19 protein-coding genes are annotated in these 14,625 nt (G+C 25.6%); 7 read left to right on the top strand and 12 right to left on the bottom strand.

Translation table 11 applies throughout. The features are described 5' to 3' along the window. The first annotated feature begins 45 nt into the window (after window positions 1-45). The 3 genes from LEQ07_RS05445 to LEQ07_RS05435 all read left to right on the top strand — a co-directional run bounded on the left by LEQ07_RS05445 (window position 46) and on the right by LEQ07_RS05435 (window position 3,508). On the top strand, window positions 46-720 hold the full coding sequence (locus tag LEQ07_RS05445) for a response regulator transcription factor (RefSeq protein ID WP_046823947.1): 675 nt from the start codon (window positions 46-48) through the stop codon (window positions 718-720). Next, complete coding sequence (locus tag LEQ07_RS05440) at window positions 710-2,128, top strand: sensor histidine kinase (protein WP_263329818.1); 1,419 nt, start codon at window positions 710-712, stop codon at window positions 2,126-2,128. The genes LEQ07_RS05445 and LEQ07_RS05440 overlap by 11 nt, the downstream gene beginning before the upstream one ends. 255 nt (window positions 2,129-2,383) lie before the next feature. Beyond that, window positions 2,384-3,508 (top strand): C40 family peptidase, encoded by a 1,125-nt coding sequence (locus LEQ07_RS05435; protein WP_263329817.1) that lies wholly within the window; start codon window positions 2,384-2,386, stop codon window positions 3,506-3,508. A gap of 239 nt (window positions 3,509-3,747) precedes the next feature. Here LEQ07_RS05435 and LEQ07_RS05430 read toward each other — a convergent pair whose 3' ends face one another. The 3 genes from LEQ07_RS05430 to LEQ07_RS05420 all read right to left on the bottom strand — a co-directional run bounded on the left by LEQ07_RS05430 (window position 3,748) and on the right by LEQ07_RS05420 (window position 5,203). Further along, entirely contained in the window at window positions 3,748-4,272 is a 525-nt protein-coding gene (locus LEQ07_RS05430; RefSeq protein WP_046823949.1) for a GNAT family N-acetyltransferase, read from the bottom strand. Between the two features lie 45 nt (window positions 4,273-4,317). Next, window positions 4,318-4,605: a hypothetical protein gene (locus tag LEQ07_RS05425; protein ID WP_263329815.1), complete on the bottom strand. Its 288-nt coding sequence runs from the start codon at window positions 4,603-4,605 to the stop codon at window positions 4,318-4,320. A gap of 157 nt (window positions 4,606-4,762) precedes the next feature. Next, window positions 4,763-5,203, bottom strand: coding sequence for a LytTR family DNA-binding domain-containing protein (locus tag LEQ07_RS05420; protein ID WP_046823951.1), 441 nt, complete (start codon window positions 5,201-5,203; stop codon window positions 4,763-4,765). A gap of 306 nt (window positions 5,204-5,509) precedes the next feature. Here LEQ07_RS05420 and LEQ07_RS05415 point away from each other — a divergent pair, with 306 nt between their 5' ends. After that, on the top strand, window positions 5,510-6,046 hold the full coding sequence (locus LEQ07_RS05415; RefSeq protein ID WP_052952095.1) for a GNAT family N-acetyltransferase: 537 nt from the start codon (window positions 5,510-5,512) through the stop codon (window positions 6,044-6,046). Between the two features lie 113 nt (window positions 6,047-6,159). Here the strand turns inward: LEQ07_RS05415 and LEQ07_RS05410 are convergent, their stop codons facing one another. From LEQ07_RS05410 to LEQ07_RS05400, 4 genes are all read right to left on the bottom strand, one after another. Further along, a complete protein-coding gene (locus tag LEQ07_RS05410) occupies window positions 6,160-6,438 on the bottom strand; it encodes a DUF3784 domain-containing protein (RefSeq protein ID WP_332842952.1) in 279 nt (92 codons plus the stop codon). A gap of 804 nt (window positions 6,439-7,242) precedes the next feature. Then, the gene (locus tag LEQ07_RS22875) at window positions 7,243-7,692 is read right to left on the bottom strand and encodes a hypothetical protein (protein WP_442952400.1); all 450 of its coding nucleotides are present in this window, start codon (window positions 7,690-7,692) and stop codon (window positions 7,243-7,245) included. Between the two features lie 460 nt (window positions 7,693-8,152). Beyond that, entirely contained in the window at window positions 8,153-9,319 is a 1,167-nt protein-coding gene (locus tag LEQ07_RS05405) for a YkvI family membrane protein (RefSeq protein WP_263329814.1), read from the bottom strand. Window positions 9,320-9,645: 326 nt separating this feature from the next. Continuing rightward, the gene (locus LEQ07_RS05400; RefSeq protein ID WP_263329812.1) at window positions 9,646-10,221 is read right to left on the bottom strand and encodes a GNAT family N-acetyltransferase; all 576 of its coding nucleotides are present in this window, start codon (window positions 10,219-10,221) and stop codon (window positions 9,646-9,648) included. Window positions 10,222-10,409: 188 nt separating this feature from the next. On the opposite strand from LEQ07_RS05400, the gene LEQ07_RS05395 reads away from it, so the two are divergent. Then, on the top strand, window positions 10,410-10,790 hold the full coding sequence (locus tag LEQ07_RS05395; RefSeq protein ID WP_263329810.1) for a helix-turn-helix domain-containing protein: 381 nt from the start codon (window positions 10,410-10,412) through the stop codon (window positions 10,788-10,790). 42 nt (window positions 10,791-10,832) lie between these two features. On the opposite strand, the gene LEQ07_RS05390 is transcribed toward LEQ07_RS05395, so the two are convergent. Further along, window positions 10,833-11,006 carry a hypothetical protein gene (locus LEQ07_RS05390; RefSeq protein WP_161794415.1) on the bottom strand — a complete coding sequence of 58 codons (174 nt, stop codon included), beginning with the start codon at window positions 11,004-11,006 and terminating at the stop codon, window positions 10,833-10,835. 174 nt (window positions 11,007-11,180) lie between these two features. Continuing rightward, window positions 11,181-11,741: a VanZ family protein gene (locus LEQ07_RS05385; RefSeq protein ID WP_263329807.1), complete on the bottom strand. Its 561-nt coding sequence runs from the start codon at window positions 11,739-11,741 to the stop codon at window positions 11,181-11,183. Between the two features lie 136 nt (window positions 11,742-11,877). On the opposite strand from LEQ07_RS05385, the gene LEQ07_RS05380 reads away from it, so the two are divergent. Next, entirely contained in the window at window positions 11,878-12,153 is a 276-nt protein-coding gene (locus LEQ07_RS05380; RefSeq protein ID WP_263329806.1) for a hypothetical protein, read from the top strand. Between the two features lie 56 nt (window positions 12,154-12,209). Here the strand turns inward: LEQ07_RS05380 and LEQ07_RS05375 are convergent, their stop codons facing one another. Together LEQ07_RS05375 and LEQ07_RS05370 are read right to left on the bottom strand one after the other, a co-directional pair. Then, a complete protein-coding gene (locus LEQ07_RS05375) occupies window positions 12,210-12,443 on the bottom strand; it encodes a BhlA/UviB family holin-like peptide (RefSeq protein ID WP_263329805.1) in 234 nt (77 codons plus the stop codon). A 40-nt stretch (window positions 12,444-12,483) separates the two neighbouring features. Beyond that, window positions 12,484-12,669 (bottom strand): hypothetical protein, encoded by a 186-nt coding sequence (locus LEQ07_RS05370; protein WP_025162898.1) that lies wholly within the window; start codon window positions 12,667-12,669, stop codon window positions 12,484-12,486. Between the two features lie 298 nt (window positions 12,670-12,967). Here LEQ07_RS05370 and LEQ07_RS05365 point away from each other — a divergent pair, with 298 nt between their 5' ends. Beyond that, window positions 12,968-13,198 carry a hypothetical protein gene (locus LEQ07_RS05365; protein WP_021431878.1) on the top strand — a complete coding sequence of 77 codons (231 nt, stop codon included), beginning with the start codon at window positions 12,968-12,970 and terminating at the stop codon, window positions 13,196-13,198. Window positions 13,199-13,280: 82 nt separating this feature from the next. On the opposite strand, the gene LEQ07_RS05360 is transcribed toward LEQ07_RS05365, so the two are convergent. Continuing rightward, entirely contained in the window at window positions 13,281-13,907 is a 627-nt protein-coding gene (locus LEQ07_RS05360; RefSeq protein WP_263329804.1) for a CPBP family intramembrane glutamic endopeptidase, read from the bottom strand. Window positions 13,908-14,625 lie beyond the last annotated feature (718 nt).

Here is a 14,625-nt window from a genome sequence, read left to right as displayed (position 1 = left end):
ATTGTAATTAATTTATATAGCAGATAGAAAAAGGGAGACTTACAAATGTTTAATATATTGATAGTAGATGATGAAAAGAAGATAACACAAGTTGTTAAAGCGTATTTAGATAAAGAGGGATACAATTGCATAGTAGCAAATAATGGAGAACAAGCTCTTAAATATTTAACTAACAAAAACTTTGATTTAATAATTTTAGATAGAATGTTGCCAGATATAAACGGAGAGAGTATTTGTAAAAAAATAAGAGAAACTTCTATGGTTCATATAATAATGTTGACTGCAAAAACAGAAGATGAAGATCGTATAGAAGGATTTAATATAGGTTGTGATGATTATGTTTGTAAGCCTTTTAATGTTAAAGAGTTAGTTTTAAGGGTAAAAGCGGTTTTTAGAAAACTAGATATAGAAAAGAAGGATGTACTAAAATTCTCGGATGAACTTGAAATAAATATGTCATCTCATGATGTTAAAGTAAGAGGTGAAAAAGTTGTATTAACTAATACTGAATATAAGATACTTTTACTATTTGCTAAAAATCCAAATAGGATATTTAGTAGAGAACAATTATTAGAATTAGCGATAGATGAACACTATGAAAAAGTTGATAGAATTATAGATGCTCACATAAAGAACCTTAGACAAAAAATAGAATTAGATACAAAAAAGGCTAAAATTATTCAAACAGTATATGGAGTAGGTTACAAATTTGGATTATAAATTAAAAAAACTAAAACTTAATAAAAAACTAATTCTATATTTAGTATCGTTAATAATTGTAGTAGTAATAGTTATAGCAGTATCTATAAATAGTATTTTTGAGAAAAAATTTGAAGAGTATATAATTAAAAATAATGAAAATGAGGTTTCTAACTTAATAAATTCAATAGAATCAGAATATATGGATGGTAGATGGAACTTATACAGTATAGAAAAAATAGGAGAAAATGCTATAAACAAAGGAATATTTGTAGATCTATATGATACAAATGGAAATTTAATTTGGGGAGCCACAACATATAGTCAAGATAGATGTAACAAAATCATGGGAAGTATAGAAAACAACATGAATCACACAATGGCCAACTGGCATGGAAAGTATACGGAGCAATCTTTAAATTTAAAGAATTCAAATAATCAAGTTATTGGATCAATAAAAATTGGAACATATGGATTGCTTTATTATATGGATAATGATGTTGATTTTTTAAAAGAAATAAACCAAGTAATTACTTTTATAGGTATTTTAATGATATTAATAACAATATGTATAGCCATACTAATTGCTAATAATATATCTAAGCCAATAGAGGTTGTGTTAAATATGACAAACTTAATGGGAGATGGAGGTTATTATAATAAGATTGACTATCAAAGTAATATATATGAAATTGATAATCTTATAGTCTCTATAAATAATTTAGCGTCAAAATTAGAAGAGCAAGAAAATCTAAGGAAAAGACTAACTACAGATATATCTCATGAGCTTAGAACTCCACTGACAAATGTACAAACTCACTTGGAAGCAATGATAGATGGAATATGGGAACCGAATACAGAGAGGTTAAATAGTGTAAATGAAGAGGTAATAAGGCTTACCAACTTGGTTAATCAATTAAAAAACTTAGCAAAGTTTGATAGTGAAAAAAGCAAGCTTAACTTAACTGAGATTAATATAGAGAAACTTATAAAAAATATAGTTTATAATAATCAAGGTTGTGCTTTAGAAAAAAATCTAAACATAGTATTTAACTTAGAAAATGTAAATACATATTTAGATAAAGATAAAATATCTCAGGTCATAGTAAATTTACTTTCAAATGCAATAAGATATACAAATGCTGGTGGAAATATATATATATATGCATACAAAGAAAAAGAAAATATTAAAATACACTTTAAAGACGAGGGAGTAGGGATTCCAAAAGAAAGTTTAAATCATATATTTGAAAGATTTTATAGGGTCGATGAGTCTAGAAGTAAAGATACTGGCGGCATTGGAGTTGGACTTACTATTGTTAAATCAATCGTTGACCTACACAAAGGAAAAATTGAGGTTAAAAGTAAACAAAATGAAGGAAGTGAGTTTATAATTACGTTGCCAATAATCAACAATCAAAAGATTTAAAGAATATTTAACATTAAATTCATAATTTGTTCATACTTTTAAACTATTATAAATCCATGAGAGATTCTCCTCTTTAATAATAGATTTAATTTTTGAAATAGGTAAATTCTTTATAAAGGATTTACCTATTTTTTACTAAAAATATGCTGTGATTTAGAAAAAAATTTTGAGAATTTATTCATAATTTATTCATAATTATGTAGTATTCTTTAACAAGTTACAAAAAAGTTACAAATAAATGGAGGAAGAGTAATTATGTTAAAGAGAAAATTTTTAATACCTATGACTGCTATTATGATAGTATCATCAAGTATGAGCGCTTTTGCAAATGATGATAAAGAAAGTACAAAAAGTGAAGATGAGTATAAAAAGATAATATATAAAACTGCTAAAGTTAATGCTAAAAGAGGGCTTAATATAAGAAATACCCCTAAAATAAAAGATGCAAATAAATTATATGCAGTTCCAAAAGGTACTGAATTTGAAATATTAGGGCAAGAAAATGATTGGTATAAAGTTGAACTTAAGAATGAAAAGTCAGGATGGATAAATTCAAATTATGTAGATGTAAATAATAAATCATTATATATAAGTGCTGACAATGTAAATTTTAGACAAGATAAAAACTTAAATTCTAAAGTATTTAAAGTTTTAGATGAGGACACAAAGGTAGAATTTTTAGAAGACAATGGAGAATGGATAAAGGTTAAATACGATGGTAAAGAAGGATATATATATAATAAGTACATAACAGACGAAAAGCCGGTTATAAAAGTAAAAGAGGAAGTAGTAAAAGAAATTACAAGTTCAAGTGTAAATGGAAATACTACTCAACAAATTAGTAAACCACAAGAGAATGGTAATATTGAACAAAACAATGAAAATAATGAAACTGATGTAATTCAAAATCCATCAGCAAATACTGATAAACCTGAACAAGATATAAATACTGGAGCAGAAAATAGTAAGCCTGAAGAATCACAAAATCCTCCAGTAAGTAATTCTAGTAAACAATCAGCAATAGTTAATTTAGCTTATGCTCAGTTAGGAAAACCATATGTATGGGGAGCTGAAGGACCTAACTCATTTGACTGTTCAGGTCTTATGACTTATATATTTAAAAATGCTGGAAGTATTAACTTACCGAGAACATCTAGTCAACAATCAAACTTTGGAACGACTGTAAGTAAATCTAATTTACAGCCAGGTGATTTAATCTTCTCGAGTACTGATGGAAGCGGCGGAGTGAGCCATGTTGGAGTATATGTTGGGAATGGAGAAATGATACATGCACCTAAACCAGGAGATGTTGTAAAGAAAAGTAATATAAATACAAGTTATTGGAATGGGACTTACTTATGGGCAAAGAGAGTTATATAAAAACTAAGTCTAATTATTTATAAAAAGCATCTTTACCTCAGAATTAAAACTTATTCATACATAAATTTAAGAATATAAAGAATACTATAGATAAACCTTAAAATTTTGTTCTATATTGTAACCTCATTAAATTTTAAAAAGTTATATAAATATTAAAAAATAGTTAAGGTGTATTTGTAACTAAATACACCTTAACTATTTTTATTCTGCATTATTCAAATAAAATTTTTTATTATACATTACTTAGATAAATGCTCTGATTTTACTAAATCTAGCGTAATTAAATTATCATCAATACTAATTTCTCTAAACCCAGCACTTTTATGCCCGCTTATGGCACTTTTTCTATCTAAAGGAATTACATTTCTTAAAACCTTCACATTAAAGTCATTGAATGCTGTTTCTGCAAGTTTTAACAATCCTTTTGAACAATATCCTTTGGATCTATGTTTGCTTTCGATAACTATACCTATAAGGTGTAAATCATTTTGAGAATCATAGTAAAAGCATACATCACCTACAAACTCGCCAGTTTTACTATTTACTATATATGCATAGTATCTATCTACTCTTTCAGACACCCACTTAGAATACCACTCACTCCAATATTTTCTAGAAAAATCAATGCAACCTGTTTCGTTATTATAGTTTTCAATTCCAAGATTATAACCTTTATTGTAAGACATAGTATCTTCCTGAGACAAAATTAGTTGTCTGTACTTAAGTTCTTCAAACGATGGAACATGTAAAATCAAATCGTTCATAATATAGAATTCCCCTTTTAATTAATAGTGTTTATAACTAAATGTTTATAAGCCAAAGGATGTAGAATTTTTAAAGTTATAATTATTTTTTAATAAATTATTTAGTTCTTTAGATGTTTTTGTATTATCCCACTTTGAGTAAAAATAAAAACCAATAACATGACCTATTATTGTAAGTATAAAGATCTCTAATATCCATGGTTTTATAAAGATAAACATATCCTGTGAAAATAACCATACAGCTATAATTCCTCCAAGTGTATTTATAACAGATGATATAGCAATTTTATTAAAAGCTTTAAGTGATGAGAAATTCCATAAAGCAGGATACATTACTCCAAATATAATTGCAGAAATAGCACATATACAAACTAAGTTCCAAGTATATTTAACGGATAATGATACATCTCCTAAAAATATAGAAATTAATAATAAGACCCATATAAATGTTAGTGAAAATATTTGAAAAAAGATGATTTAAACTGTTTAATCATAATAGCCTCTCCTTTATTATTTTTACATAATGTCTATTTACAAAGTGAAATGAGCCATCACTAAGTATCACTTCTAATCTTGCATTTGGAGCAGATGAAAACTCTTTAACTTCATTTAGGTTAATAATTGTTTGATTGTTGATTTTTACAAAACTCTTATAGTTTAGACCTTCTATTTCTTTTAGTCGTTTATTTATCAAATAAAGTTCTTTGGATTTCATTTCTACACAACACATATGGCCTTCTGATTGAAATTTTAATATATCATTTATATTTACTTTGATTTTGCTATCATTTTTAGTATTTATAACTGTTAGTTTTGAAATTTGTCTTATGTAGCTTTCTAAATCATGTCCAAGGTTTACATTTTCAGGACAAACCTTAATCTCTACTTCATCTCTGCTTAAAATTTTATCTATCAAAATATTAATTTTCATTGTTAACTCCTTTCTTGATTTAAATATACTATCAAAAAGTTTAATTATCTACAGATTTGTGTTTTGTTGCAGTTTTTGATAACAGAGTTACATATAATAATAATTTTTTATATATATAATAATACATTTTAAATAATGAAATTGGAGTGAAATAAATGAATATAGGATTAAAATAGCGAAGTTATAAATTAAGCGAAATAGAAAAAATAAAATTAGAGAGTATTAGAAGTTATTTTGATTATTTATAGAAATATAGGGTAGTAAAGTATACTAATATTATTTTATAAAAGGTTGGGGTGATGGTATATGTATAGTTTATTTAATGAATTTAAAGAAATAGAGTCTAATAAGTATCTTCTGAGAAAGATATCATATTCAGATTCAAGAGATATCTTGGAAATGTACTCAGATGAGGATGTTATGAAGTTTAACTCAGGTCAAAAAATTAGTTATATAGAAGATATTATAAAGCTTATTGATATTATAGATAAGGGATTTGAAAAAAAGTGGTTTATAAGATGGGGAGTAATTGAAAAAAGTACTAATGAATATTTAGGAGACCTAGCTCTACACCATTTCGATGAAAACGAAAATAAAGTCCAGATTGGCTATATGTTAAAGAAAGCTCACTGGAACAAAGGAATCATGAGTGAAGCCGCTCCATTATTAATTAACCATGTAAGTGAAAGTTCACCTGTTCAAACAATCGAAGCCCATATATATCCTCAAAATACAGCATCTATAAAGCTAGCAGAAAAATTAGGATTTAAATTTAAAGAACTATCAAGTGATGATAAGGACAAAAACAAAGTTAGAGTTATTTATTCGATGAAATTAAGATAAGATATATAATAAAATAGTGTATATAACATCATTCATATTAATATTTTTATTTATATTAATATGAATGATGTTTAATAATTAAAAATATTATCCAATTTTGCCTCCTTTAAAATTTAAATTTTGTATTTATCAAATACCTTATTACTAAAACTTACATTCGTAGAAAAGTAAATTAACCAAACTAAAAATGCTATCAAAAAACACCAATTAGATATAAATAAACATCCAATTCCTCCTATAAAAAATATTAGACCATATTTAAAAAATGTATTTCTAAAATCTTTACTTAATTTTACTTCATCATAACCTTTTCTTTTATTCTTAGAAATTGAATTATATCCGCCAATTAAAATACATGCTTTATCTTTAAAAATAAAAAATATCAATGAAATTACAAAAAGATTCCTGCCATAGATAAAGAACTATAAAACACTCTAACACCTCCTCTGATTTTATAATAGTATATACAATGATTATAGCAATTTTAAATAAGAAATAGAGTATTAAATATATTAAGAAATCTTAATATTGTTTTTATATAATAGTAGATATCTTAACAACAAATTTATATGGATTTTAATAAAATATTATTAAATAAAATATAAAGGGGGGATATCAATATGTTATCCAAAGAAACTAGGCTAGACTCATTTAAATCAAATATAAGGAATGCGATAAATAGCATAAAAAATAATCCAGCACAAATGAGAGTAAAAGTACTGGATTAAATATAATGTATAACTAAGGCACATATAATAAACCTTAGCTATACATCTTAACATATTCATTAAGTCTACTATTGATTCCTAAAACTTATGAATTTTATCGTTTACTTAAGTAACCTTAATAAGCATATTAAAAAAGAGTATATATATATAAATTGATTTATCAATTTAGATATATATACTCTTTTTTAGATACGTAGACTATAAATTTAAAACTTAAACAAATGTATATTAAATTATCTATCCTTTTGATAAAGGGTATACACATTATAAATACTTAACAAAATAGCGAAAACTAATAAAATTAATTGTTTTGCACTCATTTTACCACCTCAATAAAATATATAATTATATATTTTATTTTAAATCTATGGACAAGTAAAGGAAACAAAATGTTACACAAATTTAAAATTAACGATAAAAATATTGTATTTTCCTGTTTTGCAATTAGATTAAGTAAAATCAAATGATCTAATGTAGTATTTTCAAGTGTTGTAAGATTTTATACCCATCACTTGAAAACCCGATATAGGGTCTATAAGTGTATTTAATTGGAAAAATTGTAAATAAAAATTGGCTAAAACTGAAAATAAATATTCCATTATAAACCTTAATTAAAAAATATGATAGATGATAATTATCTAAAATTATAAAAAATCGAAAAGCAATTAATAAAGATATAAGGGGTCCAGCGGCATTCATTAAAATTGACTTTAAATTATTATACATTGGATTCCAATTTACACAACCATATGATATATCCATTAAGGATGAATAACCATTAAAATAAATAGTTAACCTACCAAATCTAAATCTCGTATTTAAACTAGACGTTCCTATGTAAATGCTTACAATATCATCGGTAAGTATTAATGCGGAAATTGCATGACCTAACTCATGAAATAAAACTAAAATTGGCATTGATAAAATATATATGATTGGATAAATTAAAAAATCTAAGCAACTTAAACTCATATTTCCACCCCTTAGATAATTATATTATCAACCATTCAAATACTATTCCATAAAAATGTAGTATAAGTATTTACATTAAGCAAAGTAAAAATTTGTATCAAATAAAAATTTGAGAATTCTAGAAAAAATGAATATAGATAATAAATGTTTTAAAAATCTTACAAAAGAAAAACATGTAAAAATACTCTCTATATTTTAAAATAAAAAACTCGCTTCGATCATGTCGCTCAAAATTTAATTTTTTTATATTCAACAAAATAGGGGATCACTGCATTTTATAAGTTATCCATAAATATAATTTACTTAAGCGTAAAAAATGCCTTAGAATCTAGTTAATTAAGATTCTAAGGCATTTTATTTATTTTTAGCAATTAGCTATGAACTTACAAAAAATTTATAATTAATTCTACTCTTCTACAATTACATTCTCTTGTGTATTCGGAATCTGTTGATTTAATTTGAATTTTTTATTTTTAATATGTCCTACAGTAAGTACTGGAATTATTACAACGAAAACACCAATTATACCAGTATATCCGTATCCAATCTTAACTATGTTTGTAAGACCGAAAAGAGATATAGCCATAGATAGTATCATACAGCATAGAGAAAGAACTCCTCTTCTAACTGTTATATTTGATGGAACTTTAATAATATTTTCAAATCTTGCAATTGCACCAAATACACACCCTATACCAGTAGATATGAATGCAAGTAAAAGTACAATAGAGTATAAGACTACAAGCCAGTTTTTACCTATTTGCTTACAAATGTAAAGAATAGGAAGTGTTTCTCCGGAATTTCCTGGAAGCCATGCAAATAACATCATGCAACTAAGTACTATCATTACACTGTTTAATACAAATCCTATTATAGTTGTTATATTGATTTCCTTATCTGTTTTAAGAGGTTGACAAACACTTACAACTATTGACCATACTATAGCCTGGAACCCAGCATATTGTAGACCTGACCATAGGGCTTCCCAAACTGATGAAGTTGCATATCCAGTTGTTGCTAATTGAACAAAATTATCAGAGTTTGCAGAAATTCCTATATAACATATCAGAGCAAGACAAACGACTATTATTATAGTCATAAATGAAGAGGCACTTCTAATTAGGTTAGCACCAAATATTGTTAGTATAAATAGTACTGATCCGGTTATCACTACACCTAGGTTGTAGCTAAGTCCAAATTCAGTAAATAATGCAGCTGCACCAGCAATAGAGCCTCCTGTAGCAAGTAAAACTATTATTAAGTAACAAATCTCAAATACGATAGGTAGTACCTTATCGTATGGTTCATAAAGTTTTTTAGCTATTGTTCTGTAGTCATAAGCTTGATGATTTTTAGCCATAATCATTGTTTCCCTATAAACTAAAGATATAATACCGATAATTAGGATTGGTATCCAGAAGGTATACCATCCATCTTCAACAAAGAAATTCATTGTCTGATTACCTGTAGCAAAGCCTCCACCGACATGAGCAGCAAACCAAACTGAAGCAACACCCAAAATACCTTTAAAGTTAGGTTTAGAATTTAATGGAGCTAAGTTATTGCTTTTCATTTTAAACATCTCCTTTGGTATAATTGTATTCACATTTGTTGTTATTATAACAACAAATATCTTGTGAATTTTGCAGAATTGTATATTTGAAAATTCTTTAAATCAAATAAGCAGGACAAATGAATGAGTTGATAAATCTATGAATGCAAGAATTCCTGCAATATAAGTATTTGATAAATGTTTACGATTTCCTTCTACAAAAAATTTAAAATTATTTTCGATTACTATTTATTTAAATGTACTTAATTAGTATTTGAAACTGTTAACAAGCTAATTAACTATAATTGTAATAGTTATATACAAGTTAGAATTTATGTGATTTTGTATCAAAAATTGTAATGAAAAATTTTATTATAAAAAATTTTAATATATAAAAACATATAGATATATTTATACTTCAATAATAAAATTTGATTATAAACTTTTCCATCTCCTACTATAGTTTTAAACAATATACCATTATTTAATTGTATGACCTTTTGGGAGCGTATATTTGTAGATTCACAATTTAATATAACTTGATTAATACCGAGTTTCTTTGCTAAAGGTAATGCAAGTTCTAATATTTTATTACCATAGCCATTACCTCTATATCGTGGAGCTATGTCATATCCAATATGACCATGTAAAGGAATTGCTTGATGTCTAATTCTAACTACTCCTAAGACATTGTTATCATCATTTACTAGCCAAAAAGTTGATGAGGGAATATACCCTTCGGGTAAATCAAGTCCTTTAGCATTATTGTTTAATTTATTTACGTATTGTTCGAAGTTATTTATTGCTGCTTTATACATATTAAAATATTCTAAATCATCGTTTGTTTTATAGTCATTTATATTTTCTAGAAAGCTATGCATATAAATCATATTTGGTATTTTTAACTCTAGTTTTTTTATCATAGTATTACTCCTTTTTAGAATTAATGGTATGTTATTTTTGTTATCATATCAATCAGTTTTTAAATAGTAGAATATTTAAGTTCAAAATTTATACATATTAATCCATTGTGTAAAAATAGATTATAAGTTGTGTTATCTTAATTAATAAAGATATTATACTTATAAGGAGATACTTTAGGAGGATGAAAGTGAATTTTGGAGATAAATTAAAGCAATTGAGAATTGAAAATGAATTTTCACAAGAAAAACTAGGTAAAATGCTCAACATATCAAGTCAATATATTGATAAATGGGAAAATCAAGAGGATATGCCCGATATTGAAAGTTTAAAATCTATTGGAAAATTTTTTGATGTAACTGTAGATTCATTAGTTTATGATGAGGAAGAAATCGAAATAAATGATGAAAAGTTTAGCTGGGAAATTATGTGTATATTTGGCTGTATTGGACTTATTGTTGGATTTTTATTCGAAGATTCAGTTCCTAGTTTAGGGATGTCAGGGATTGGATTTGCAGCAATAGGATATTTTATAGATAAACTGATATCAAAGTTTAAACTTAAGAATTAAAACTTAAAAAGTACTTACTATTACAGTAAGTACTTTTTTAATTTAGATATTCCTATTTCTTAACTTTATAACCTCAGATACTAGTTTTCCAGAAATGAGTGCTAAAGTTAAAGCTATTATTATATTAGCAATTAAAATACATTTAAAAACTGTTATATTAATTAGCATTAGAATTGGTACAAGTGAACTTAATATTATAAATTTTTCCTTTTTCATTCCATTCACCCCTTATGAATTTGATATATTTAAAGTTATTTTAACATTTAAGATATAAATGATTTGTAAAATTAGTTCGGTATAAGCATCCAGTTGTAAAATAAAAACTCTCCTAAAACAGCTAATACAAGGTAAATGACTGGTTCATGTTTAGATATAGAGACAGTATTTTATTTATATATAAACTAAATTTATTTGGATATTTGATTTATTCATAGAAACAAATATAGGGGACTTACTTACTCGTTCAACTAAATTAATTGAAGAGAACCATATTAAATATCCTAAAACAGCTCCTAATGAGTTCATCATTAAATCATCAATGTCTGTAGCCCTATGATTGAATAATTGGCAAAATTCAATTGATAATGAAAAACATAGTCCGACCAAAAATACTTTACGAAGACTCCTACACTGGTCCCAAATTAGAGGAAGTAAAAAACCTAAAGGCATAAACATTATAACATTTAGTATGTATGTAATAACACCTGATGAATTAAATGGAACTAAGTTTATCTCTTCTATCCGGATGATGTTTCCATACTGGCCTATATCCCACATACTCCCGATTCCAGCTACGTTGATTGCTAAATAAATATAAAATAAGAAAACATAAACCCATATAAAATGAAATATTAAGCCTGTTTCATCTTCTAAACTTTTAGATTTTATAGTAATTATTTGATATATGAAACAAGGTATTATGGCACAAAGAAGTGGGTAAATTATATACATAACTTAAAAATTCCTCCTTTCAAAATTTAATGGGTTAACTAATATAAATACTAACACTGTTTTAGTATTATAAATCTTAAGATTTTCTTAAATTTATGTTGAAATAATAACAATTTACAATAATAGCAGTTTGGTAATGGTATATCTAATTAACTCTTCTAAAATACTTAATCCATTTATTGGATTAAGTGATATTGTTAAGATAACCTTGAATAATGAGAAAGTAGAAAAAATTTCAGATGAACCATTGAGGTATATAAGTAGATCTTATAATGATTTTACAGAGTATATGGAATCAGAGGGATATACAGTGGAACAGATGGGAAGAAGATTTGATTTAAAAAAAGGTAACTATAGAAATTTAGTTGTTGATGAAGGGTTTAAGGGAATATATGAAATATTGAGAGAATGAAAAATGGTTGCTATTATATTAAATTATAATAGCAATCCTTTTTTATATGTAAACAACTAGTGAACTGTATTTTGCAATTTACTTTTAATATCATTTATGTCTTCTGAAAGACGAGTCAAAATATCTAATTTACATGTCATAGTTTCTATTATCTCTTGATATTTTTCCTCTCTTTGTTCTTGTAAGATATCCCTTTTTTCTTGAGCTTTTAGTATGTAAAGTATCAATCCAAATGAAAGTAAAGCCCAAGAACCTTCCTTACCAACAATATTGACAATTTCGCTGATCAATATAAATCACTACCTTTCATAAAATATCTGTTTTTTAATGCTATAAATTTTGAATTTTTATTTTTAGAGATTCAAAATCTCTTTTTAAAAATTTACTACCATTACAAATAATATTTGGTTCTTCCCCATCTTTAAATTCTTCAATTAAAACAGTATTAAATATATCTAGCATCTCCTCTATATACCCTAATACAATTAGTTTTTCATTAGTAGAAAGTTGTTTCATTGAACCCCTCCAAAATTAGATTCTATAGCAATATTATATAGAACATACGTTCTATATTCAACCTGTTTTATAAAAAAGTGATTGCACTTTTGTATTAAATAGTAAGGTTTAAATTTTTAAGTATTAAATATAATTATGTAAATGACTAAATTTAGATATGTATATTAATATTTGAATTGATTGATATAATAAATATATGATAAAATTTACTTATTAAAGTGATAACACTATTTTAAAATAAATTAAAAGACGCATCTAAATTTACACTATATTTCAAAATTGATTTTAGGAGGTAAAAATGGCAGTAAGTAAAGCGAATACAAGAACTATGGTAACAGTAAGTATGGATTTAAAAAAAGAACTTGATTTAAAGGCAGAACGAGATGGAGATAATCTAAATACAGTTATTGTTAAAGCAGTTTACGAGTATCTGAAAAAAGATCCTTTAGTAGAAAAAACAGTTTTAAAAGATACTAAACACAAGTTAGAAAGAATAGAATACCTAAAACTAAAGAAAGAACAGTTATAAGTATTAATTATAATAGAGCTAAAATAACACCCAAGTCTAAATTTTAGAGTTGGGTGTTATTTTATAAAATTCAATATATATGTTAATTATCAATATATAATTTTTGATTAGAGCTATATTCTTTTATAAGTAAAAATGGCAAGAATACTATTGAATACAATAAAATTTCATAAAAAAGAGTCTTTAGTGTATAAACTTTGCCGTGTGAATTACCAATTATAGGTGCAATCGAGTTATTTAACAAATGTACTAGCATAGGAGCCCAGAGGTTCTCGGTTTTCATGTAAGCATATCCTAAAAATACTCCAAGAGTAGTACATGCAATTATATGAGTAATAACACAGTATATTGGACTTTCAGGGCTATACAAAGTTATACAAAGAGGTAAATGCCAAATTCCCCATATTGGACCTAATAAAATAACTCCTAATCTTTTTCCGTAAAGATTTTGTAAGCGAGGTTGTAAGAAGTATCTCCAGCCAAATTCCTCTCCAAAGAATAGATTACATCCAAAGACTACATTTAAACCCACTATAAATAAAACTCTCATAATTGAATCTAAAATATTTATAGGACTAATTTGAATATATTTTAATTGTGATAAATTACTAATTGTAGTTATTGCTAAAGAAATCAATATTACAAATACAATTTTTTTTAAGTTTTTGTTAAAGCATAAATTTAAAATTTCAAAATCAGATGAATTCATAAAAATGCTAGTTATAAGATAACAAGATACTAGAACATCTACTAAAAAGATATCTTAGTGTTATAACAAAGATTCAATTATACATAAAATTATCTTTGTAATTGTAGCAATAGAAAAGATATTAAAAAATCTATATATTGATGAGGGAAAGATATAATGATGGCTTATATTTAAAATAGTAATTGCTGAAAATGCGGGAATGTACATAAATAATCCTGCAAAGCTTGATAAAAATGAAATGCTATTTGGTTTTGCAGCGCGAATAAATATGAAGATAGATATAAAAGTAATTAAGCTAAAGTTAATTATCAAGAAGTCCCTTACTTCTTTTTTTATAATCTTAATATCACTATACATTTTAATCCCCCAAGTTTAAAAATTTTATGATAAAATTATAGCACAATTTAAATGGAAAAAAATCACAATAAATATATAAAATTCGCTTCGCTCATGTAGCTAACCACTTCGTCCGTTGCTCAAAATGTTATTTTTTATTTCACTAAAGAGTCTAAATTATGATGCTCAAGATGTTATCCATAAATATTAGTTAAACATAGTTTCTTTAAGCGTAAAAAATACCTCCATAACTAAATCTATAGTTTGGAGGCATTTTTAATCGGTATATTATTAAAAGTCTAAAATTTTATTTAGGTTTTAATAATACAATTAATTTGATAAAAAATCAAATTAATTGATTATTTTTATGTTAATATATCTA

The organism is Paraclostridium sp. AKS73 (assembly GCF_025671395.1).
In the GTDB taxonomy this organism is placed as follows: domain Bacteria; phylum Bacillota; class Clostridia; order Peptostreptococcales; family Peptostreptococcaceae; genus Paraclostridium; species Paraclostridium benzoelyticum.
Note: the sequence above shows the minus strand (reverse complement) of the source record. Positions and strands in the feature narration are given on the sequence as shown.

What these genes read in the sequence shown, in the direction of transcription:
- LEQ07_RS05445 (WP_046823947.1), top strand. Translation starts at nt 46, where the DNA reads ATGTTTAATATATTGATAGTAGATGATGAAAAGAAGATAACACAAGTT.
- LEQ07_RS05435 (WP_263329817.1), top strand. Translation starts at nt 2,384, where the DNA reads ATGTTAAAGAGAAAATTTTTAATACCTATGACTGCTATTATGATAGTA.
- LEQ07_RS05430 (WP_046823949.1), bottom strand. Translation starts at nt 4,272, where the DNA reads ATGAACGATTTGATTTTACATGTTCCATCGTTTGAAGAACTTAAGTAC.
- LEQ07_RS05425 (WP_263329815.1), bottom strand. Translation starts at nt 4,605, where the DNA reads ATGTATCCTGCTTTATGGAATTTCTCATCACTTAAAGCTTTTAATAAA.
- LEQ07_RS05420 (WP_046823951.1), bottom strand. Translation starts at nt 5,203, where the DNA reads ATGAAAATTAATATTTTGATAGATAAAATTTTAAGCAGAGATGAAGTA.
- LEQ07_RS05415 (WP_052952095.1), top strand. Translation starts at nt 5,510, where the DNA reads ATGTATAGTTTATTTAATGAATTTAAAGAAATAGAGTCTAATAAGTAT.
- LEQ07_RS22875 (WP_442952400.1), bottom strand. Translation starts at nt 7,692, where the DNA reads ATGCCAATTTTAGTTTTATTTCATGAGTTAGGTCATGCAATTTCCGCA.
- LEQ07_RS05405 (WP_263329814.1), bottom strand. Translation starts at nt 9,319, where the DNA reads ATGAAAAGCAATAACTTAGCTCCATTAAATTCTAAACCTAACTTTAAA.
- LEQ07_RS05400 (WP_263329812.1), bottom strand. Translation starts at nt 10,221, where the DNA reads ATGATAAAAAAACTAGAGTTAAAAATACCAAATATGATTTATATGCAT.
- LEQ07_RS05390 (WP_161794415.1), bottom strand. Translation starts at nt 11,006, where the DNA reads ATGAAAAAGGAAAAATTTATAATATTAAGTTCACTTGTACCAATTCTA.
- LEQ07_RS05385 (WP_263329807.1), bottom strand. Translation starts at nt 11,741, where the DNA reads ATGTATATAATTTACCCACTTCTTTGTGCCATAATACCTTGTTTCATA.
- LEQ07_RS05380 (WP_263329806.1), top strand. Translation starts at nt 11,878, where the DNA reads ATGGTATATCTAATTAACTCTTCTAAAATACTTAATCCATTTATTGGA.
- LEQ07_RS05370 (WP_025162898.1), bottom strand. Translation starts at nt 12,669, where the DNA reads ATGAAACAACTTTCTACTAATGAAAAACTAATTGTATTAGGGTATATA.
- LEQ07_RS05365 (WP_021431878.1), top strand. Translation starts at nt 12,968, where the DNA reads ATGGCAGTAAGTAAAGCGAATACAAGAACTATGGTAACAGTAAGTATG.
- LEQ07_RS05360 (WP_263329804.1), bottom strand. Translation starts at nt 13,907, where the DNA reads ATGAATTCATCTGATTTTGAAATTTTAAATTTATGCTTTAACAAAAAC.